Genomic DNA, 21,546 nt, shown 5'->3' with positions numbered 1-21,546 from the left:
CGATCGGAAAACGATGTCCCGGCCTCGCGGGCAAGCCTCCCGGCGACCCGATTCAGGCCCATCCCGGCGGACGGCCGAATCGCCGCGCGAAATGCGTTGACGCCGTCCGGCCGTCCGGGGAAATCGCCGCGGAGCGCGGCCCGCCGGTGAAATCGGCGTCACGCTCCGTCACGTTCACTCTGCCCGCACGACGCGGGTGTGTCCGATCTCACACAACCCTAAAGACCTCTGTGAGAAGTCTCACTCCGGACGCGGGCCAGGAGCAGGGCGATGTCGTCCTCGGCCGGGCCATCGCCCACGATGTCGCCGATCACGGCCGTGCAGACCTGTTCCAGGGTCGCCGACTGCGGCGCCGCGCGGGTGAGGGCGGCGGCGAGCCGGGCCATGCCCTCGTCGAGGTCGGCCTGCCGCGTCTCGATCAGGCCGTCGGTGTAGAGGGCCAGCAGGGCGCCCTGCGGCAGGTGGAGGTCGTGGGACCGGAAGGCGCCCAGGCCGACGCCGATCGGGGTGCCGGCCGACAGCTCGGGGAACGTCACCTCCCCCGACGGGGCCACGACGGCGGGCGGCGGGTGCCCGGCCGTGGCCATGGCGCAGTGGCCGGTCCGCGGGTCGTAGATCGCGTACAGGCAGGTGGCGCCCATGGAGTCGAGGCCGCGCACGTCCTCGGCCATCAGGTGGTCGAGGTGGGTGAGCACCTCGTCCGGAGCCAGGTCCAGGTAGGCCAGGGCCCGCACGGCGGTGCGCATCCGGCCCATGGTGGCCGCCGCGTTGACGCCGTGGCCGGTCACGTCGCCGACGACCAGCGCGATCCGGTCGCCGGGGAGCTTGATGACGTCGTACCAGTCGCCGCCCACCCCCTCGCGCGCGTCGGAGGGGAGGTACCGGGAGGCCACCTCGACGGCCCCGCCGCCGCACAGGTCGTGCGGGAGCAGATCGCGCTGGAGCGCCAGCGCGGTCAGCCGCTCGCGCGTGTACTGGCGGGCGTTGTCCAGGCACAGCGCGGCACGCGTGACCAGCTCCTCGGCCACGACGAGATCGTCGCGGGAGAACGGCGCGGGGTTCTCGGTGCGGGCGAACACCGCGACGCCGAGCACGTCGCCGCGCGCCTCCAGCGGGACGACGATCAGCGAGTGCATCCCGGTGGCGTGGACGACCCGGGCCCGGTCGGGGTCCAGGTCCAGCCAGGTCCCGGGCGAGGTGTCCAGCACGGGCTCGAAGTGCGCTTTGCGCGACCGCAGGACCTCCATGAACGGCGATCCCGGCGGCACGAACACGGCCTCCTCGCGCTTCCAGAGCGACTCGGGCGCGCCGTCGCGCACGGTGGCCACCCCGGCCCGCCGGAAGTGAGGGCCGGGGGTGTCGGCGGACCGGCGCAGCGGCTCGGCGCCGGGCAGCATCACCTCGGGCAGGTCCACGGTCACGAAGTCGGCGAGGACCGGAACGGCCAGCTCGGCGAGTTCCTGGGCGGTGCTCATGACGTCCAGGGTGCTGACGAGCCGGACCCCGGCCTCGCGCAGCAGTTCGAGGTGGTCGCGCGCCTTGCTGTCGCTGAAGTCCAGCGCCACCGAGCACACGCCCAGCGTCCGGCCGTCCGCGCCCGTCAGGGGCAGCAGCGAGACGGACAGCACGCGCTCCCGGCCGCCGTAGGACCAGTGGGCCTCCCGGTCGATCGTCGGCCGGCCGTCGGCGAGCACCCCGCGCACGGCGTCCCGCACCGACTCGTTGTCGATCCCCGGCACGACCTCGGTCAGGGACCGGCCGATCCGGTAGTAGGGGTAGCCGTCGCGGAGCTGCTCGGCCGCCTCGTTGAACCAGACGCAGCGCAGGTCCCGGTCCCAGATGGCCATGGCGACGGGGAAACTGCCGATGAGCGACTCCAGCAGGGCGCCGGTGTCGGTGGCCGGGCCGATGGCGACCGGGATCGCCGACAGCAGCCACGACTCCCGGCCGCCGTCGGCGTCGTCACCCAGAGTGAGCGGAGCGGCCTCGGCCCGGACCATGACGACCTCGCCGTCCCGCCGCCGCACCTCCATCATCCCGGTGCGCGGCAGGGGCACGCGGGGTTCGTCGGGCGGGAGGAGCGTGTCGATGGGGCGGCCGACGATGTCGGCGGCGGGGTAGCCGGTGAGCTCCTCCGCGGCCCGGGTCCAGCCGATGACCGCACCCGCTTCGTCGACGACGGCGACCGCGGGCGTGACTTTCATGCCATCACCCAGCTTCGGTGGGGGACGAGGTCCACTGCCAGGAATGTCAGAATAACTGCGCTTACCTGCGGTTATTCAGCCTTGGTTAAGCCTTGTGACGACATATACGGTCACGTGATACTGCAGGTGGCGCTGAGAGGCCTTGGAGGGTTATTTTCGCAAATGGCCTTGCGGGCGCCCTACTCTTCGCCGATTCGGCGGTTCCGCTCGACTTTCGTCCCGCCGCCACGGCGGCCGGGGTCCGGGCGCGCCAGATGATCAACCCGCCTTAGGATCTGCCGCTCGTCCCGGATTAGAAGACGCATGACCGCCTTACATGGGCTGCGTGCGGGGCGCAACCTTGCGGCTCGCCTCAGCGAGGCAGCCGAGTTCGACGCCTTCCACCTTCATGGGCTGGGTAGCGCCGACGGCAGGGTGGTCGGGCTGATCATCTGTTCGATCCGTAAGGGCTTCGCACCCGGTCCCCACAGCTGACCTAGTCACGCGCCGATAGCTGCCCACCAGTCGCGGCCTGGAATTCAGGTGACGACGACCGGTTCGGCGTTGTTCGGCGCCGAACCGGCCGACGCCCAGCTCAATGGGCCGATCGGCCCGCTGGTTCCGTACAGTTCGGCATCCTCCCCACAACCCTCTGCCAAAGGCAAGGCTGAGGCCACCTGAAGAGGGGAGAACCCGATGAACAGCGGCCTGACTCTGCGCAGCGCCTTCATCCTCGGCTGTTCCGGCGTGGCTGGCTCAGTGTCCGGCACCGCGGCGGACGCGATCGCCGAAGGGCTGGCACATCCCGTGCCGGGGCTCTGCCAGCTCGTCACCGCGGCAGGGACGCTTTGGTTCGCCGGGCGGCTCGACCGGCTCATCGTCAACGACGAGCCTAGGACCCGCGCAGACCAAGGTAGGCGAGCTCACGATTCGTGAGCAGGTTCACCTGGGTGGAGTCCCACCGTTCCACCGTTCGCTTTCCGTGTTCCCGGCACCAATCCCACAGATCCAGTTCGATAGCGAGGCGCACAACGAGGACTTCAGCGGGCGAGGGTTTCGGGCGCTCGATCAGTTCGGTCAGAAGCCGCTCACGGTGGATCGCCAGAAGGTCATGACCTTCGGCTGGGATACCGAGGAGCGTCAGAAAATCCCGGAACAACCAGAGCCGCTTGACGTCCGGACCGTCGAGGATCCGGTAGGCGGATGCGAGCAGCGCGATGCGGGTGTCCAAATCGAGCGGTGCTATCTGGTGCACCTTCGTCGTGAAGAGGGAGATGACCTTCTGTACCAGTGGCGGCGGAAGCCGGGTCGCCTCACTTGCCATCCGTCGAGAGACGAAGGGGGCGATCGGGCTGTTCGCCAGGATGAGGGCCTCGGAGGCGGGCTCGAAGAAGTCGAGGCAGGCCTCGTATCTCTCCTCCAGTTCCGGGCTGGGCGCTGGCGGTGCGAGAAGCAGGGACACGACCACGTTCGCGGCCGATTTGAGCTCGCCGGGACAATTGATGTTGTACAGGTAGAGGAGGTCGGTGTGTTTCTCATGAAGCGGAAGGACCGCTTCCAGCGACAGCTCCGTGTCGGCGTCATGGAGGAAACGCGAGCGGCGCAACGCGTCTGGCAAGACGAACCGAGGCCCGCGTTCGAACTCTTTCATGATCCAGCCGAGGTTGCTCACTGTTGGGGGGACGTCGGATTGGCCGAGGTGGAGCGCGAGGTCCCTCCCGCCCCCTTTCCGGCCAAGCCTGTTCTCCAACGGAACCACCTTTACGTATCCCGTGAAGATGTCCCACACGCTCTGCGCAAGCTGCGATTTCCATAGTCCGGTGTCGCGTCGCCATCGATCAATGGGATCCTCATCCTCGCTCAGCAGTCGCCCATAGGTCACGGTCCGTTCCTGTGCGATCACCGTAAGGAGAAGATTGGCGCTGTAACAAGCGTGGCGGTAAACCGGCGGCGGGAGCGCAGGCTTGTAACCCTGCCCGGGCCCCGGAGGACGTTCGGCCATCGCGTCGCGGTATAGGTCGGCGATGGGCGCCTTGTCCTGGAGCAGGTCCTGAAGGTAGTCAACGACCTGAATCCGTTCAGTGAGCGGTGCGAAGGACAGTAGTTCGAAGAGGAGGCCGCTCGCGGATTGATCCAATGCAGTTTGGGCGATCTTGCGCGCGATCAGGAACTCCCCGAAGGTCGCGTGCAGGAATTCGTACCACTGGTGCTCACTGCCGTCGGTGAAGACCGCCTTGGCCTCATGGATGAAGAAGAACCGCCCGAAGAGCAGCCGGGCCGGAGGAGGCTCGGTGGTCGTGCCAGGTCTCCTGAGGAACGTCAGGTCATAGTCGGCGTCCTGCGCACTGACTCCCTGCTGACCACGGTTGTACATGGCCATCGCGATCACCGACAACAGGTCCATCTCGTCTTCGACCCTCCCGGCCAGTTCGCCGGGGGGGAGGCTCCGCTCGGCTTTGGTCAACTGGCGGAGGAGAAAGAGCCGTAGAAGCCTCTCATAGAGGTCGACCCGCCGGAGCGGCCCGGACTGTTCGTCGGCGTCTTCGTTACGGACGGCGTGGTAGAGCGCCAGCATCAACAGCAAAAGCGGCTGAGCCGCCAGATCGGGATAGTGTTCAAGGAACCGGTCGGAAAGCGGCTCCATCCCGCTCCGCGTGTAGAAACCCCGGTTCACGGTGTTCCACACCTGGGTCCAGCGTTCGATCCGTGACGCGGAGAAGGGCTCCAGCCGAATGACGACGCTGCCCTCGGGAATCTCCGCCTGATCGGCGACGACGGTACGACTGGTGACGATCACGGCGACCGGACGGCCGTTGTCGGCCGACTCCTCCTGAAACTCAGCGATCATGTCAAGGTAAGACCAGTGCTCCCCTCCGGCCTGGAGAAGCTCGTCGAAGCCATCGAAGATCAGCACGGGTAGTACGCCGTCACAGTCCTCCGCGACCTCGGCCCATCCGACCCGGCGATGACACAAGCTGGTGAGCGCCTGCTCTAACTGGTCGAGGATCGGTGCGTCGGCTTGGACCGCCCGCAGTTCGATGCGCAGCGGCAGGTAGTCCTCCGGTGGTAATCGTGCGACCAGGAGCTTGGTGAGCAGCGACTTCCCCGCGCCGGGATCCCCAAGGATGATTAATGGGCGCTGCGCCTTCGGCGATCCGGTGAGATGTCCGGCCAGGAAGCCCTGGATCTCCTCACGGAGGGGGCGTCCCTGCCACCAGGAGTCCTGGTGGGGGGCACTCCCCACATCATGGACCGCAGTCCGGAAACCGGGGTTGACATAGCCTGCCGAGAGCCGGGGAACCCGGGGCCGGCGCGCATCGTCGGAGAGCGCCTCGCCTCTCCAGATGGGCCGGTCCAGCTCGCGACGGTAGATCGCGGACAGCTTCGCTGGCCAGCGACGGGGTGGCCGGTCACGCGCGAAGGCCTGCAGGAGTGTCCGCAGGCCGTCCAGCCCGAAATGCTGACGTGTGAGCTCGCGGTGCAACGCCTCCAGCCTGTCCCGGGTTGACCGTTCGGCCCGCTCGAACGACAAGCGCACAACGTCTGGTCCGTCCTGCATGCTCGCCCAGACGAACAGCTCCGGGCATCGAGCGGCGAGGTCGCCGAGACGCTCTTCGTAGCGGACCGCCGCTCTGCCGCCGAGCTCCTGTGTCATCGAGATGTCATCCTCGCCGCCGACCCATATTCTCGGCAGCCGTTCGACGGCCATGATGTAATGCGAGCGGATCCGCTCGTGGTGGTCGATGTAGGTCACATCTGCGACCGGCATCGGTGCCGAAGCCATCTCAGCGTCGAGCGCCGCTTGGGCCAGCTCTCCAAAACGGACGTCCGCCTCCGTGCAGAGCCACTCCAACACGCTCAGGTCAGCGAGTGCGTCCACGAGGATCACCGAGTGGGCGGCGTGCAGGATGCGAACTCGGTGCAGCAGACACGACCGCCTGACCTTCGCGCCGACCTGGTCGAGGAGATCACTGACGACCGCCGTCAACTGGTCACGGAAGGCCGGAATTTCGTCTATGGAGATCTCGCTAGCCTGCAACTGCGCAGCCTCTGAGATCGGCTGCTGCCGACCGCCCGCAAGGATCTCGGCCGCCTCGGTGAATCCGAGTGTCTCCCCGCTTTCCAGGCGGCTCCAGGGTGAGAGAAAGTACCTCTCGGACTCGTAGGCGTCGGAGCAGACCGGGCATTCCAGGTTGTTCGGGCGCAGAGGTTCCCGCTGCGACGTCCTGTTCTTCGCGAGCTCCCGGACCAGTTCCTCCAGCCGGTGCCGCCAGTATGCGAGCTGATCATCGAGCTCATCGGTACCCGCCTCCGGATCCCCGGCTCGCACCGCAGCAGTGACGAGCTTCCGCACGACATCCCAGTCAGGCGCGCCAGCCCGGCGCCCGTTCACCATCTCGGAGGCGGCCGGCTTGCTGAGGTTCAGCATCCTTTGGATATCGGGCAGCTTGAGGCCGCTAGCGCGGGCGAACTCCCACAGAGGCCGCCAAAACGCTGTGACAGGGGTGTAGTCCGGCACAGCTCGCCATCTCCTCCACGTCCAGGTGTCCTGTCCAGGTGTCCTGGGATGAAGAATAGGGATTTCCCCCCTTCCGGCAGGACTGTTCGAGGAGGGGCCGATCAGCGTCATCCAGAGCCGGGTAGCTCGGCAGCGCGGACCAGGAGGACACGCGAGATCACTGGCGTACAGCAGCCCGCCCGGAACTACCAATCGAGGTGCCACCCGACACGAGAGGACCTTCAGCAGGTTTGTCACAACGAAAGTCACATGGTCGCCCTTGAAAGATTTGCGCCGGACGACTTCGCGCAGTGCGGTGTCCTCCACACGTGCCGTCACGGTCTGAGCGTTGCGCGTCGGCTCTAAGTTCATCGCTGCAGCTGCCTCGACAGCCGTATCCACCAAGTCTTTGGGCGATCCACGCCAAAGGCATGGATGCACGGTCGCGGCACTCGGCACCTAATCCGGCGTTCCCACATCGAGGAACTCGCGCAGCGAGCGCGGCGGCCGGCCCAGGAGGTCGGCCACCGTCGTGGTGGTGGACGCCCAGCGTCCGTCCCCGATCTGGGACATGAGGGCGGCCAGGTCGGCGGCCGTCCCGGCGGGCAGGCCGCGTTTCTCCAGATGGACGGCGGCCTCCTCGACCGGCAGGTCCACGTAGCGCACGGGCCGGCCGAGCGCCCGGGTGAGCTCGGCGGCGATCTCGTCGTGGGTGAGGGCCTCCGGGCCGGTGAGCTCGTAGGTCGCGTCGGGCCCCACGGGGCCGGTGAGCAGCCTGGCCGCGACCGCCGCGATGTCGCGGGCGTCGACGTAGCCGACGCGGCCCTTTCCGTACGAGCCGAAGAACCGCCCCTCCTCGTCGACGTCGGCCGCCAGGTTCTGCATGAAGCCGACGGGCGCGAGGATCGACCACGGCACGCCCGAGGCCTTGAGGTGCGCGTCGGCCTGCCCGTGCATGCCGAAGCCGAGCAGGCTGCTCGACGTCGCGCCGCGCACCGAGACGGTCACCACCTGGGCCACACCCGCTGCCGCCGCGTGGTCGACGACCCCCTGATGGGCCCGGACGAAGCCCGGCCACAGCGAGCTGTTGAGGAAGAGCCGGTCGCCCGGCTTGAGCGGGATGCTCTCCGGCCGCTCCAGGTCGCCGACGACGAAGTCGCAGCCCAGCGCCTCGCCCTGGTCCGGGCGGCGGACCACGGCGCGGGCGGAGCCGCCCAGTTCCCCGATCAGGGCGCGCCCGATGGTGCCCGTCGCACCGGTGACCACGATCATCCTGGAACCTCCTAAGCGGAATGTGGGCTTCCTCTTCTATACTAAGCGGAAGACGGTCGTCCACTTCAAGGAGAATCATGCGCGCCGACGCCCGCCGCAATCGGGACAAGATCCTGGAGGCGGCCCGCGACGCGGTCGCCGAGCGCGGCACGGACGCGCCCATGGAGCTGATCGCCCGCCGGGCCGGGGTCGGCGTCGGCACGCTCTACCGGCGCTTTCCCGACCGGGGTGTGCTGCTGGCGGCGCTGGCGGAGCAGTACGTCCACGAGCTGATGGACGCCCTCGACGACGCCGCGGCGGCCGAGCCCGACGCCTGGGCGGCCATCCGCGCCTTCGTCGTGCACAGCGTGGCCAAGAGCCGGGGGGCGCTCGCCGCCGCGCTGGCCGGGGCCGCCGCGCCGCAGGGCAGGCAGGCCCTGGTGGAGCGGCTCGACCAGTTGGTGCGCCAGGCCCAGGCCGACGGCGCGATGCGCCCGGACGCGGGCACCGGCGACGTCATGGAGGTGCTCAACGTGTTCGCCTGCCACCCGGGCGTCATGCCCGAGCACTTCCTGGCCCTGATCCTCGACGGCCTGGGCCGCCGCTGATCACCCGAGGTTCGGCGGGAGGTCCGGGGCGCACGAGGTCGTCCTGGCCGCCGGGTCGTCGTGGCCGGTGCGCGCGACGAGGGAGACCGCGCCGTTCGGCTCGAAGACCGCCAGGCGCACGTCCGCGAGGTCGGTGACGCCGTGCTGGCGCAGGACGATGTCGAGGTCGGGCCGGGTGATCCCGCAGCGGCGCAGGGCGGCGGGCAGGACCACGCCGTCGTGGACGAGCAGGCGCGGCTCGGGATCGGCCACCCGGCGGACGCCGGGGAGGAAGCGCAGGTAGACGACGGCCACATGGGCGGCCAGCAGGGTGACGAGGGCGGCGGTGCCGACGAGCCAGGAGGCGTCGGTCGCCGTCGCGGTCCGCCCGATGAGCGCCCCGACCGCGACGGCGGTGACGAAGTCGAACGGCGCGAGCTCGGTCAGCGCCCGCCGTCCGGTGAGCCGGAAGGCCACGACGGCGGTGAGGAACAGGGCCAGCATCTTGACGGCGGCCAGCACCGCCCGCTCGGGGTCGCCGACCAGCGCGTCGGACACACCGTTCATTCCCGATCCTCCTGAAGTTGATCTACCCGGCGCGGGTAGGGGGAAAACGGGCCCGTCCGGCGGCAGAGGAGCGACGATGATCCACCCCCAGGTGCTCGTGTTCGACGTGAACGAGACCCTCATCGACATCGGGGCGATGGACCCGCTGTTCGAGAGGGTCTTCGGCGACGCCCGGGTCACCCGCGAGTGGTTCGGCCAGCTGGTCACCTACTCGATGGCGACGACCCTGTCCGGCCGGTGGGAGGACTTCTTCACCCTCGGCCAGGGCGTGCTCCGGATGGTCGCCGACGTCCACGGCGTCGAGATCACCGACGGGGACGTCGAGGACGTCCGCACGGCGATGCTGACCATGCCCGCCCACCCGGACGTCGAGCCCGGCCTCACCCGGCTCAGGGACGCCGGGTTCCGGCTGGTCACGCTGACCAACTCGCCGTCGAACCCCGGTGGGCGGAGCCCGCTGGAGCACGCGGGGCTGGCCCCGTTCTTCGAGCGCCGGTTCACCGTCGAGACCGCCCGCGCCTACAAGCCCGCGCCGCAGGCCTACCACCTGGTGAGCCAGGCCTTGGGCGTGCCGCCCTCGGCGTGCCTCATGGTCGCCTGCCACGTCTGGGACCTCATGGGCGCTCTCGGCGCGGGCTTCGGCGCGGGGCTGATCACCCGGCCGGGCAACGCGCCGCTGCCCCTGGCGTCCTCCCCGCAGCCTGACCTGGTCGCACCGGATCTGCCGGTCCTGGCCGACCTGCTCGCCGGAACCGCGTGAGAGATTTCTCCGGGGCCGTGTCGATCCCCGGGCCGCCCGTTCGACGTGGGGGTGGGAGGGCCGAGTGGCGGCCCGTCCGGAGGGCGAGGAGAGCGCGATGGCGAAGTACATGCTGATCATGCGGGGCACCGACGAGTCGAACGCGGCCATGATGGCGTCGATCGACGAGGCGATGGCCGCGACCGGCCGGTTCATCGAGGAGATGATCAAGGCCGAGGTGCTCGTCGCGGCGGAGGGGCTGGACGATCCGAGCCGGGGCGCGGTGGTGGACTTCGGCGGCGAGGTCCCGGTGGTCACCGACGGGCCGTACGGCGAGACCAGGGAACTGTTCGGCGGCTACTTCCTGCTCGACGTCGCCACCCGGCGGGAGGCGGTCGAGTGGGCCACCCGGTTCCCGGCGGTCCGCGGGTCGAAGCTGGAGGTCCGGCGGGTGGCCGAGGCCGACGAGGTCCCGGGCAGCGAGCGGATCTGATGGCCGCGGCGGACGTCGAGGCCGTCTGGCGGACCGAGTCGGCGCGGATCGTCGCCGCGCTGACCCGGTTCACCGGCGATTTCGGGCTGGCCGAGGACGCCGCCCAGGAGGCGGTGGCCGAGGCGCTGGTGTCGTGGCCGCGCGCCTCCCCGGCCAACCCGGCCGGCTGGCTGATGGCCACCGCCCGGCGGCGGGCGATCGACGCGATCCGCCGCCGCACCGCCTTCCAGGACCGGTACGCCCTGCTGGCCACCGCTCCCGAGAGCGAGGATATCGACCCCGACGGGATCGGCGACGACATCCTGGCGCTGATGTTCGTGAGCTGCCATCCGGTGCTGTCGCGGGAGGCCCGGATGGCGCTGACCCTGCGCGTGGTCGGCGGCCTGACCACCGAGGAGATCGCCCGCGCGTTCCTGGTGTCCGTGCCGACCGTGCAGGCCCGCATCACCCGGGGCAAGAGGACGATCGCGGCGGCGGGCGTCCCGTTCGAGCTCCCGCCGCCCGGCGAGCGCCGGGAACGGCTGGCCGGGGTGCTCGGCGTCCTGTACGTGATCTTCACCGAGGGCTCGACCGCCACGTCGGGCGAGCGGCTGACGCGCCCCGGCCTCGCCCACGAGGCGATCCGGCTGGCCCGCGTCCTGGCCACGCTGCAACCCGGCGAGCCGGAGGCGCACGGCCTGCTCGCGCTGTGCGAGCTGACGGCCGCGCGCTTCCCGGCCCGCACCGCCCCGGACGGCACCCCGATCCTGCTCGAAGACCAGGACCGGAGCCGGTGGGACCTCCCGGCGATCCGCCGGGGCCTGACCGCGCTGGCGAGGGCGTCGGCCCGGGGCCTGGGACCCTACGGCCTCCAGGCCGCGATCGCCGCCACCCACGCCGCGGCCCCCTCGGTCGAGGCGACCGACTGGGACCGGATCGTGCTGCTCTACGAGGCGCTCGGCCGGGTCGCGCCCTCCCCTGTGGTCGAGCTCAACCGCGCCGTCGCCGTGTCGATGGCCTCGGGACCGGCGCGGGCGCTCCCCATCGTGGACGAGCTGGCCGCCTCGAACCGGCTTCCCGGGTCGCACCTGGTCCCGGCCGTACGCGGCGAGCTGCTGACCCGGCTCGGGCGGCGAGCCGAGGCCCGCGCCGAACTGGAGCTGGCCGCCCGGCTCTGCGCCAACGTGCCCGAACGCTCCGTGCTGCTCCGCAAGGCGGCCGCGCTCGGCGACTAGACCTTCGGAAGGGAAGGGTCGGGCGTCCACGGGGACGGCGCGGTGATCGCCCAGCGTTCGTGGTCGCGCCACGCCCCGTCGATGAAGAGGTAGGCGGGCGACAGGCCTTCGTACCGGAAGCCCAGGCGCCGGACCAGGGCGAGGGACGCCGTGTTCGCCGGCTGGATGTTCGCCTCCAGCCGGTGGAGCCGGAGATCCTCGAAGGCGTGCCGCAGGGCGAGGGTCAGCCCCTCGGTCAGGTAGCCCCGCCCGGCCGACGGGGCGAAGGCCGCGTAGCCCAGCGACGCGCCCTGGTAGCGGCCCCGGATGATCGAGTTGATGTTGACCATGCCGGCGGCGACGCCGGTCTCCCGTTCGCGGATCAGGAAGCCCCGGTTGACGCCGTCGTCGAAGCGGCGCATCCAGGCCGTGAAGTCCCCCGCGGTCAGGGGGAGTTGCATCCACGGCATGTGGAGACCGACGCTGGCCGTGGTGAGCGAGCAGAACTCCTCCTGCTCGGCGAGGGTGAGCGGGCTCAGTTCGACCCGGAGGGGCATTTCGGACATGAGCTGACCTTAGGGGGTATCGGCCGCCTCGGTCAGGGCGACCAGCAGGGCCGCGACCGCCGGCGGGTCGGGGGGATCGCCGTAGGTGGCGGCGAAAATGCGGCGGGAGAAGCCGGTCAGTTCCGTCGTGTGGACGTCCGGGTGGCGGTGGGCGCGCAGCGCGAGCCCCGGCAGGGTGGTGACCCCGATCCCGGCGGCGACGAGGGCCTGCACGACGACCATGTCGTCGCTGAGCGAGGCGATGCGGGGGGTGAAGCCCTCCCGGCGGCACACGGCGGACAGCTCGTCCTGGCATCGCCCGCACCCTCCGATCCAGGGCGAGTCACGGTGCCCGGCGAGGCTGTCGCCAGGCCGGCGGCTCACGAGGTGGATCGGGTCGTCGGTGAGGTGGACGAGCCGGAACCCCTCGTCCTCCTCGACCGGCGCGCCGGCGTGCCGGAAGACCAGGGCGATGTCGATCTCGCCCTGGCGCAGGAGGTGCAGCGCCTCCAGCGGATGCCGGTCGATGAGGATCAGTTCGAGCCCCGGGTGGGCGCGCGCGAGCGAGGTGGCCGCCTTGGGCACGATCGTGCTCAGCGACGAGGCGTTGGCGGCCAGGCGGACCCGCCCGGTCCGCAGGCCGACCTGGGCGGCCAGTTCCGCGCCGGCGGCGTCGACCCGTCCGATGATCTCGCCGGCCCGGACGGCGAGCAGCCGTCCCTCCGGCGTCAGCCGGATCCCCCGTCCGACGCGCTGGACGAGCCTGGCACCGGTGACCGCCTCCAGGCGGGCCAGGTGGTGGCTCACCGACGACTGCGAGTAGTGCAGTTCCCTGGCCGCCTCGGTCACGGACTCGTGCCGCGCCACCGCGGCCAGGACTTGCAGATGGACGAGGCTGAGCATTCATCGAGGATATCGATGGGACAGCCGTGATTTCCGCATTGGACGTCATGAATGGACGAGCACCATGCTGGTGCCCCCAGGCCGATCACCCCGAAGGAGCACGCCGATGTCCGCGCTGCGCGTCCACAATTTCTCCGTCTCGCTCGACGGTTTCGGCACCGGCGACGGCCAGGCCGCCGACGCGCCGTTCGGGCACGCCGGGGAGCGGCTGCACGAATGGATGTTCGCCACCCGCTTCTGGCACCAGATGAGCGGCGGACAGGGCGGCGGCCAGGGCGGCGAGGGCGGTGCCGACCACGCGTTCGCCGCGTCGCACACGCCCGGAATCGGCGCCGAGATCATGGGCGCCGGCAAGTTCGGCCCGCCCGGCTGGCAGGACGACCCCGCCTGGCGGGGCTGGTGGGGCCCCAACCCGCCGTTCCACTCGCCGGTCCTCGTCCTCACCCACCGGCCGAGGCCGTCGATCGAGATGGAGGGCGGCACCACCTTCCACTTCCTGGACGCCTCCCCCGCCGAGGCGCTGGAGCAGGCCGCCAAGATGGCCGGCGGGCGGGACGTGCGGCTCGGCGGCGGGGCCACGGTGATCCGCGGCTTCCTCGCCGAGGGGCTGGTCGACCACATGCACGTGGTGCAGGTCCAGATCCTGCTCGGCCGGGGTGTCCGGCTCTGGGACGGGCTGGCGGCGCTGGAGGAGACGTACGGGATCGAAGCGGTGTCGACGCCCTCCGGGGTCACCCATCTGACCTTCACGAAGAGACGCTGACGGCCGGCCCGGACGGGTTCCGGACCGGCCGTCAGGCGGGACCTCAGGGAGCGGAGACCCCGTCGAGGACGCCCACCGCGTCGGTGCCCGGCGTGACGACGAGCTTGCGGGTGAGGGTGTACGAGCCGCCCGCCGGGACGTCGACGTTGAACCGGCTCATCACCCAGTTGCCCGCGGCGTACACGTCGAAGGCGCTGACGGGCGTGCCGTAGACGAGGCCGAAGACCTGCGGGTCGGTCCCGGTCATGCCGATGTACGGCTTGGTCGGGACGTAGGCCGTGTCGGTGCCGGGCACCACGATGCCCGCGCCGGGGATGACACTGGCCTGACCGGCCGCGTCGTGGTCCATGGCGTCGCCGGTCCACACGTCGAGCGGGGCCGGGCCGGAGTTGGTCAGCTCCGTCGCGACGGTGGCGAAGTCGTCGCCCGGCTTCAGCGTGTACGTCGTCGTCGCCGTCAGGCCGGCGATGCCGCTGACCGGGCCGGACACCCGGACGACGGCCTTGTCGCCGGTCGCCTGGACGATCTTGACGTCGGTCGCCGCCACGGTCCGGACGTCCCACGCGCTGCCGCCGGTCGGCTGGGTCGCCGAGACGTAGGGCAGGTTGATCCAGTCGAACTGGTCGGCCCCGCCGCGCACGGCGACGTCGACCGGCTTGCCACGCGTGCCGCCGGACAGCTGCGAGTCGTTGTACGCGTCGGCGATGGCCATCGAGAGCCTGTCGTTCTCGAGCATGACGTCGCCGGGGCCCGCCTCGACCAGGCCGGAGCCGATCTGCTTGCCGTAGCTCGCCTCGACCGTGACCGGGCTCAGCGTGACGTCGGCGACGCCGTTGCCCTCGGCGGGCACGGTGACCGTGGTGGTCGCGGTCTGGTAGCCGAGCTTGGACACCCGGACGTCGTAAGGACCGGCGGGGGCGTCCACCAGGTACTCGCCCTGGGCGTCGGTGGCGGTGGCGGCGATCACCGCGCCCGCCTTCTCCAGGGCGACCCGCGCGCCGGGGACGGGGTCGCCGCCCGCGGTGACCGTGCCGGCCGCGCGGGCGGCGTCCGGGACGGTGTCGTCGTGCAGGTCGATCTCGCCCGCCCACTTGGCGATGTTGCGGGCAGGGTCGCCACCGGCGGTCGCGTAGTCGGTCAGGTGGTAGAAGCTGAACTGCTTCGTCGCGCCGGCGGCGAGCGTGGCGTCGTAGTAGAGGCCCTCGACATAGCCGTACGCGCCGACGGCGGCCGGGGTGTCGAGCGCCCAGGCGAGACCGTGGGCGGCCTGGCCGTTGGAAGTGGCGGCGTCGGCCCCGACGTAGACGTACCTGCCGGTCCAGCCGGTGGTCTTCAGGCCCGGGTTGGTGCCGGCGAAGCCGGGGATCCGGCCGTTGTCGACCGAGCTGTCGGGGTCGATCATGTAGTTGAAGTAGCCCTGGTAGCCCGTCGTGCCGGTGTTGGTCAGCTTGACCGTCATCTTCACGATCGGGGCGCCGGGCAGGGTCTCGTACCGGACCTGGGCCTTGATCGCCGGGTTCGCCCTGTACTGGCCGTCGCCGACCACGGCCGCGCCGTCGACCGACAGGTCGGGCAGGTCGATCAGGTCGTTCGGCCGGTCCCACGAGTCGGGCGGGGTGAGGCTCGGACGCAGCAGCATCTCGCCCCAGTCGAGGGTCTCGGCGCCGTTGGCGTCGTTGAGCAGCAGGTCCGACAGGTGGCCCTGGCCGAGGCCGCCCGCGCCGTTGTTGGCGGCGGTGTACGGCGTGATCGACGCCCGGACCTTGTCGTTGGCCAGGTAGTAGTACTCCTTGCCCGCGACGAAGTCGGTCCGGGTGCTGCCGTTGCCGTAGTCGGGCGTGTACGTCGACTTCCCGGCGACCGGGTGGGTGACCTTGATCAGCTTGAGGTCGGCCTTCTCGTTCCCGGTCGCGCCGACGGTGACGGCGACGGCCGAGCGGTCGTCGGCGATCAGGCCGCGCTTGGCCGCGGTGACGTTCCAGGTCGCCGCCGCCAGGCCGAGGGTGTAGCGGCCCTTGGCGTCGGTGCTGGTCACGGCGGTGTCCTGCCCGGCGGCGACGGCGGTGACCTTCGCGCCGGGGATCGGGTCGCCGGTCTCCTCGTCGGTGACCGTGCCGGTCACGGTCGCCCAGCGCGGCGCGGACTCGCCGCCCGGCACGTAGGCGTAGAGGTTGCCGTCCCAGGCGCCCGCGACGACGGTGTTGCCGCTGACGGCCGGGCCCGCGCCGACCCAGGTGCCGATCTCGTGGCTCCACAGGATCTGGCCGGTGTCGGTGGCCAGGGCGTAGAAGCGGCCGTTGTTGGCGCCGACGAAGAGCGTGTCACCGGCCACGACCGGGCTGGACATGACGCCGCCGTGGTAGATGTCGCCGGGCAGCGCCCGCTCCCAGAAGACGTTGCCGGTCTGGGCGTCGAGGGCGACGACCGCGCCGCTCGGGAAGCCCATGTAGACCACGCCGTCCCTGACGGCCGCCGCGCTCGGGGTCGAGCCGCTCGACACGAGCGAGGAGCGCGGGCTGGTGTAGGTCCACAGCGTCGCGCCGGTCTTGGCGTCGCGGGCGACCATGCCGTTGTTGGCGCCGATGAAGACCTTGCCCTCGGCGGCGGTCGGCACGCCGTCCTGCCAGCTGCCGAGCGCCTCGGTGCCGGTCCACTTGCGGGCGCCGGTGGCCAGGTCGTAGGCGAGCACGCGGTCGGCGGTCTCGTTGCCGACGAACACGGTGCCGTCCATGACGGCGGGGGTGCCGTCGCTCATGGTCGCGCCGGACATCGGGGAGGCCCAGATCTGCTTCCCGGTACGGGTGTCGAGCGCCTTCAGCACGCCCTGGCTGCCGATGCCGAAGCGGGTCTGGTACGGCCAGAGCACCGTGTGGCCGGAGACGGCCGGTGAGTAGTAGCCGTAGGTGCGCTGGTTGTTGGGGGCCGGGGCCTGCTCGGGCACGGCCTTCCAGCGCAGCTCGCCGGTCTCGGCGTCGACGGCGTACAGCTCCGAGCCGAGGGTCGGCGCGAAGACCAGGCCGTCGCCGAACGCGAGGCTGCCGTGGATCGACTGCGGCACCTCGACGTTCCACAGCTCCCGGCCGTTGCGCAGCCGGATGGCGTGGATGCGGCTGTCGCCGTCGCCGTTCTCGTCGCGGGTGCCGGCGTACACGACGCCGTCGTGGATGACCGGCGAGCCGGTCAGGAAGGTGCCCTCGGAGCGGAAGCTCCAGGCCAGGCGGCGGCCCGGCTCCTGCGCCGGGGCGACGCCGGTGTGGCCCTGGTCGCCGTGGTGCTGGGTCCAGTCGTCACCGGCGACGGTCTTCAGCTCCGGCTCGTCGGTGAGGGTGAACTCGGCCGACTTGGTCCACACCTTGCCCGCCGCGTCGGTCACCTGGACGTCGATGCGGTGCGCGCCGGGGGTCTGCCGGCTGTTGGGCAGGTTGCCGTGCCAGGTGAACTCGCCGCTGCGGTAGAGCGGACGCCAGTTCTTGTCGCCCGCGATCTGGAAGCGCGCCGAGACGACCTCGTCGCCGGTGTCGTAGGCGTTGATCTGCACGTCGGGCATGCCCGCGGCCGGGACCTCCGAGCCGGGGGCGGGGTTGACGATGGTGACGCGCTCGTTCTCCCCGTACATGCGGAAGGGGTTCTCGAAGCCCGGACCGGCCATGTGGATGTAGCGGAAGCCGCGCGGCGCGTTGTCGATCGTGTACGAGCTCGACACGGTCTGGATGTGCTTGGCGGTCGAGGCGAAGGCCGATTTGTTCTCGACGTGGTTGGAGTGCTCGTGTCCGACCAGGATGAGCTGCGCCTTGTACTGCTCCAGCACGTCGCCGAAGGCGTCGTAGGTCGACGGCGAGCCGAACGGGACGTTCATCGGCTGGTGGGTCAGCACGACCACCTCGATGCCGTCGCTCACGTTGGCGGCGAGGTCGTCCTTGAGCCAGCCGAGCTCCTCCTCGAACGGGGCGGAGCCGTTGTTCTCCAGGACGACGAAGTGCCGGTTGCCGTAGTTGAACGAGTACCACTCCGGGCCGACGTTCCTGCGGTAGTTCTCGATCCGGTCGGCGTAGGCCGAGCCGCTGCCGTACTCGTGGTTGCCGACGGCCGGCCAGACGCCGACGGCCGACTGCTGGGTGCCGCGGCGGTAGGTGTCGAACTGCCCCTGGCTGGCGTCGTTGGTGAGGTCGCCGCTGACCGCGATGAAGCGCAGGTCGGTGCCGGTGGAGTTGATCTCGCGGATCTGGTCGGGCAGCTGCGCGTTGACGTGCGGGTCGGCGATGTTGGCCCAGGAGAAGGTGTCGCCGTCGGACAGCTCGTCGCGGACCAGCGCGAAATCCGCGACCGGCGTGGCGTCGTCGGCGAGCTCGCCGAGGTTGGCCCAGAACCTGGGCTCCTTGTACTGGTCGAGGCCGAACCGGTAGCCGCGGGGCTGGCCGGCCCACACGATGTCGGTCCTGCGGCGGTCGGTGGAGATCGTCAGCGCGTAGGAGCCGTCGGCGGCGGTCGTGGTGGTGACCGTGCCGTCGGAGACGCGGACGTTCGCGAGGCCGGGCTCGCCGGTGTCGCGTCTGCCGTCGCCGTTGGCGTCGACGTACACGACGCCCCGGACGGTGGCCTCCGGCGGGTCGACGGCGTTGGCGGCATATGTGGTGAGCGGACCCGCCACGACACTGAGGGCGAGCCCCAGCGTGACGGTGTACAGGACGACTCGCGCCCTATTTAACGCGTACAAATCAGGATCTTTCAGGTGAGGAGCGGGGACCGCTCGACGAACCAGACGAGACCGGCCCCGGCGACGGCCACAGCGGCCCCGACGGTGCCGAGCATGAGGGCGCGGGCGGCGAGCGGCCCGGTCGCGGCCCGGCGCAGGAACAGCAGCGCCGGGAAGGCGAGCGCGATGAGCGCGAGCTGGACGAGTTCGATCCCGACGTTGAAGGACACCAGGTCGGCCAGCGTCGGCAGCGACAGCGGCCCGTCGACTCTGAGCGCGCCCGCGAAGCCGAGCCCGTGCATCAGCCCGAAGGCGAAGACCACCGGCAGCCGGTGGCTCGACCTGGGCGAGAGCAGGTTGTCGAGCGCGACGAAGGCGATCGACAGCGCGATGAGCGGCTCGACGATCCACCCGGGCACGCCGACCCAGCCGATCGCGGCCAGCACCAGCGTCACCGAGTGGGCGACCGTGAACGCCGTGGCGACCTGGACGACGTCGCGCAGCCGCCGGGCGCCCAGCAGCAGCGCCAGCAGGAACAGCACGTGGTCGAGCCCGAAGATCAGGTGTTCGGCGCCGAGCAGGACGAACCTCGGGATCTCGGCGAACAGGTCGCTCTCCCCCACCGTGACGCTCGTCTTCGCGGCGTCGAGCAGGGTCGAGCCGCGCACGCCGTCGACGTCGTAGGCGACCATCGTGCGGATGTCGTCGACGACGCCGTCGGAGGCCTGGAAGACGTCGCTGCGCACGGCGAGCGCGCCGGAGGCGGGGCACTCGTAGGCGAGCCCGACCCGCACGGCCCCGGAGTCGGCGAGCTCGACCCGGCCGCCGTCCCGCGCGGTGCACGCGATCGAGCTGCGGCTCAGGCGCAGCGCCCGCCCGACGTAGGCGGCCACGTCGGCCGCGTGGGCGTCCAGCGAGACGCGGCGCACCTCGGCGGGCACCTCGTCGACGGCCGCGCCGTTCCCGTCGGGGCTGGCCACGACACCGTCGAGACCCAGCAACCGGCCCAGGACGTCGTACTCGACGTCGACGACGGCCGCGACACCGCCGGCCTCGCCGCGCACGTCGACCGCGACCGAGGTCGTGCGGACGTGCGCCAGGGCCGGGGCCGCGGCGAGGAACGTGACGGCGAGGGCGGCCGACACGGCCGCGAGACAGCGCAGGGGAAGCACGTCTCCCAACCCTGGAGGGAGCGCTCCACGCCGGGCAACGGGACGGCGGGCCTGTTCACCGACCCTTCCGCAGGCGGTTACCTACTGGCCGAAAGATGGGCTTCTGGTGGCCGGAATCCGGTTTCGGCGCATCTCAGGTGTCGCGCGCGCGGAACAGCGCGAACGCCGCCGCCAGCAGCACCACCGTGAACCCGGCCATCACGCCGAGCCCGGTCCACGGCGCCACCCGCCCGGCGTTCTGGACGGTGGTCGTGATCTGCAGCCCCGCCGAGATGGGCCAGTAGGTCGTCACCCAGTCCCCCACGGCGTCGGGCAGCAGCCGGGGCCCGATGACGGGGATGATGAAGTTCACCGCCACCAGCACGGTCGTGGCGGCCATGGTGGCCCGGATCAGCATGCCCAGCGCCACCCCGACCAGCCCGACCAGCGCCCAGATCAGCCCCATCCCGACGACCGCCCGCAGCACCCCCGGCTCGGAGAGCGAGGCGGCCGGGGCGCCCCCGGCGGCGATCACCGTCTGCCCCAGCGTGTACGCCCCGAAGCTGGACACCAGCCCCATGGCCAGGGCGATCACGCCGTAGGTCACCACCTTGGCCGCCAGCAGCCGGCCGCGCCGCGGCACCACGGTGGCGCTGGTCCGGATCAGGCCGGTGGCGTACTCGTGCGTCACCGTCAGGACGCCCAGCGCGCCGACGGTGAGCTGGGCGAACAGGAACCCGCCGTACATGCTGATGTAGGTGGCGTCGAACGGCGCGCGCCCCGCGCGGAAGCTCTCGGCGGCCCCGTTGGCGGTGAGGGCGCCCGCGCCGACCATGAGCACCACAGCGGACAGCAGGGTCGGGATGTTGGCCGGGATCGTGCGGAACTTGGTCCACTCCGAGCGGACCGTGTCCGCGAAGGCCGCGCTCATGCCGCGCTCGTCTGGAACTCGACGCTGTCGCGGGTCAGATCCATGTACGCCTGCTCCAGCGACCGCTGGGGGGTCAGCTCCGTGAGGACGACGCCGGTGTCCAGGGCGGCCCTGCCGACGTCCCCGGCCTCCAGGCCCGTGACGATGAGCGCGCCGTCGGCGCCCGGCGTGACGGTGGCGCCCGCCTCGGTCAGGCGGCCGGCGAGGCGTTCCGGCTGGTCGGCGCGCACGAGGATGTTCTGGCCCTGCCGGACGAACTCGGTGACGCCGATGTCGGCGATGAGCCTGCCCCTGCCGATGACGACGAGATGGTCGGCCGTCTGCGCCATCTCGCTCATGAGGTGGCTGGAGACCAGGACCGTGCGGCCCTCGGCGGCCAGGCCGCGCATCAGTTCGCGGATCCATTTGATGCCCTCGGGATCAAGCCCGTTGACGGGCTCGTCGAACAGCAGCACCTTCGGGTCGCCGAGCAGCGCCACCGCGATGCCGAGCCGCTGCCCCATGCCCAGGGAGAACCCGCCGGCCCGCCGGCGGGCCACCGACTCCAGGCCGACCAGGGCCAGGACCTCGTCGACCCGTGCGGCGGAGATGCCGTTGGTCTGGGCCAGGCACAGCAGGTGGTTGCGGGCGGTGCGGCGCGGGTGCACCGCGCGGGCGTCCAGCAGCGCGCCGACCTCGCGCATCGGGCGGGACAGGCCCGCGTATTCCCGGCCGTCGACCGTGACGCCGCCGGCGTCCGGGCGGTCGAGGCCGAGAATGGCCCTCATGGTGGTCGACTTGCCCGCGCCGTTGGGGCCGAGAAACCCGGTGACCTGGCCGGGCCTGACGGTGAACGTCAACCCGTCCACCGCGGTTCTGGTGCCGTAACGCTTGGTCAAGCCGATGATCTCAATCAATGCGCTGAACCTTCGAGACGGATGGACATCGCGACCGTGCGCACCCAGTCAAGATCTTCACAGGGGAAACTGTCTACTTAGAACCCGATGCCGGAATTTCGGCTTTTTCATTTCGGCGATTCGGCTTTCTTCAATTGACTTTCGACATATCGA

The 21,546-nt window shown here is 70.9% G+C and carries 16 protein-coding genes; 5 read left to right on the top strand and 11 right to left on the bottom strand.

Annotated features, from left to right (window positions below; genetic code table 11):
* Positions 1-218: 218 nt before the first annotated feature.
* The 4 genes from AW270_RS10340 to AW270_RS10330 form a co-directional block, all read right to left on the bottom strand.
* On the bottom strand, positions 219-2,204 hold the full coding sequence (locus tag AW270_RS10340) for a SpoIIE family protein phosphatase (protein ID WP_061293196.1): 1,986 nt from the start codon (positions 2,202-2,204) through the stop codon (positions 219-221).
* A 518-nt stretch (positions 2,205-2,722) separates the two neighbouring features.
* Positions 2,723-2,914: a hypothetical protein gene (locus tag AW270_RS38595; RefSeq protein WP_157521799.1), complete on the bottom strand. Its 192-nt coding sequence runs from the start codon at positions 2,912-2,914 to the stop codon at positions 2,723-2,725.
* A gap of 161 nt (positions 2,915-3,075) precedes the next feature.
* Positions 3,076-6,702, bottom strand: a complete 3,627-nt coding sequence (locus tag AW270_RS10335; protein ID WP_061293194.1) for an NACHT domain-containing protein — start codon at positions 6,700-6,702, stop codon at positions 3,076-3,078.
* A gap of 438 nt (positions 6,703-7,140) precedes the next feature.
* Positions 7,141-7,953: an NAD(P)H-binding protein gene (locus tag AW270_RS10330; RefSeq protein WP_061293192.1), complete on the bottom strand. Its 813-nt coding sequence runs from the start codon at positions 7,951-7,953 to the stop codon at positions 7,141-7,143.
* Between the two features lie 77 nt (positions 7,954-8,030).
* Here AW270_RS10330 and AW270_RS10325 point away from each other — a divergent pair, with 77 nt between their 5' ends.
* Complete coding sequence (locus AW270_RS10325) at positions 8,031-8,540, top strand: TetR/AcrR family transcriptional regulator (RefSeq protein WP_061293188.1); 510 nt, start codon at positions 8,031-8,033, stop codon at positions 8,538-8,540.
* Here the strand turns inward: AW270_RS10325 and AW270_RS10320 are convergent, their stop codons facing one another.
* Positions 8,541-9,086, bottom strand: a complete 546-nt coding sequence (locus AW270_RS10320; protein WP_061293184.1) for a DUF421 domain-containing protein — start codon at positions 9,084-9,086, stop codon at positions 8,541-8,543. It lies immediately after the preceding gene.
* Positions 9,087-9,162: 76 nt separating this feature from the next.
* On the opposite strand from AW270_RS10320, the gene AW270_RS10315 reads away from it, so the two are divergent.
* The 3 genes from AW270_RS10315 (at position 9,163) to AW270_RS10305 (ending at position 11,532) form a co-directional block, all read left to right on the top strand.
* The gene (locus AW270_RS10315) at positions 9,163-9,846 is read left to right on the top strand and encodes a haloacid dehalogenase type II (RefSeq protein ID WP_061293182.1); all 684 of its coding nucleotides are present in this window, start codon (positions 9,163-9,165) and stop codon (positions 9,844-9,846) included.
* A gap of 97 nt (positions 9,847-9,943) precedes the next feature.
* Complete coding sequence (locus tag AW270_RS10310; RefSeq protein ID WP_061293565.1) at positions 9,944-10,318, top strand: YciI family protein; 375 nt, start codon at positions 9,944-9,946, stop codon at positions 10,316-10,318.
* The gene (locus AW270_RS10305) at positions 10,318-11,532 is read left to right on the top strand and encodes an RNA polymerase sigma factor (RefSeq protein ID WP_082801437.1); all 1,215 of its coding nucleotides are present in this window, start codon (positions 10,318-10,320) and stop codon (positions 11,530-11,532) included. Before AW270_RS10310 ends, AW270_RS10305 begins: the two co-directional genes overlap by 1 nt.
* Here AW270_RS10305 and AW270_RS10300 read toward each other — a convergent pair.
* A complete protein-coding gene (locus AW270_RS10300) occupies positions 11,529-12,077 on the bottom strand; it encodes a GNAT family N-acetyltransferase (protein WP_061293181.1) in 549 nt (182 codons plus the stop codon). The two genes, AW270_RS10305 and AW270_RS10300, sit on opposite strands and share 4 nt — an antisense overlap.
* A 9-nt stretch (positions 12,078-12,086) precedes the next feature.
* A complete protein-coding gene (locus AW270_RS10295) occupies positions 12,087-12,959 on the bottom strand; it encodes a LysR family transcriptional regulator (RefSeq protein WP_061293179.1) in 873 nt (290 codons plus the stop codon).
* Between the two features lie 106 nt (positions 12,960-13,065).
* Here AW270_RS10295 and AW270_RS10290 point away from each other — a divergent pair, with 106 nt between their 5' ends.
* Entirely contained in the window at positions 13,066-13,722 is a 657-nt protein-coding gene (locus AW270_RS10290; protein ID WP_061293177.1) for a dihydrofolate reductase family protein, read from the top strand.
* A gap of 43 nt (positions 13,723-13,765) precedes the next feature.
* On the opposite strand, the gene AW270_RS10285 is transcribed toward AW270_RS10290, so the two are convergent.
* The 4 genes from AW270_RS10285 to AW270_RS10270 form a co-directional block, all read right to left on the bottom strand.
* Positions 13,766-18,436 carry an outer membrane protein assembly factor BamB family protein gene (locus AW270_RS10285; RefSeq protein WP_169807283.1) on the bottom strand — a complete coding sequence of 1,557 codons (4,671 nt, stop codon included), beginning with the start codon at positions 18,434-18,436 and terminating at the stop codon, positions 13,766-13,768.
* An 11-nt stretch (positions 18,437-18,447) separates the two neighbouring features.
* Positions 18,448-19,587 (bottom strand): HupE/UreJ family protein, encoded by a 1,140-nt coding sequence (locus tag AW270_RS10280; RefSeq protein ID WP_063819152.1) that lies wholly within the window; start codon positions 19,585-19,587, stop codon positions 18,448-18,450.
* Between the two features lie 133 nt (positions 19,588-19,720).
* Positions 19,721-20,497, bottom strand: a complete 777-nt coding sequence (locus tag AW270_RS10275) for an ABC transporter permease subunit (RefSeq protein WP_061293171.1) — start codon at positions 20,495-20,497, stop codon at positions 19,721-19,723.
* Positions 20,494-21,393 (bottom strand): ABC transporter ATP-binding protein, encoded by a 900-nt coding sequence (locus AW270_RS10270; protein WP_061293169.1) that lies wholly within the window; start codon positions 21,391-21,393, stop codon positions 20,494-20,496. The genes AW270_RS10275 and AW270_RS10270 overlap by 4 nt, the downstream gene beginning before the upstream one ends.
* Positions 21,394-21,546 lie beyond the last annotated feature (153 nt).

Source organism: Herbidospora cretacea, from assembly GCF_001570605.1.
Taxonomy (GTDB): domain Bacteria; phylum Actinomycetota; class Actinomycetes; order Streptosporangiales; family Streptosporangiaceae; genus Herbidospora; species Herbidospora cretacea.
The sequence above is the reverse complement of the archived record's forward strand: the minus strand, read 5'-3'. Positions and strand labels throughout refer to the sequence as shown.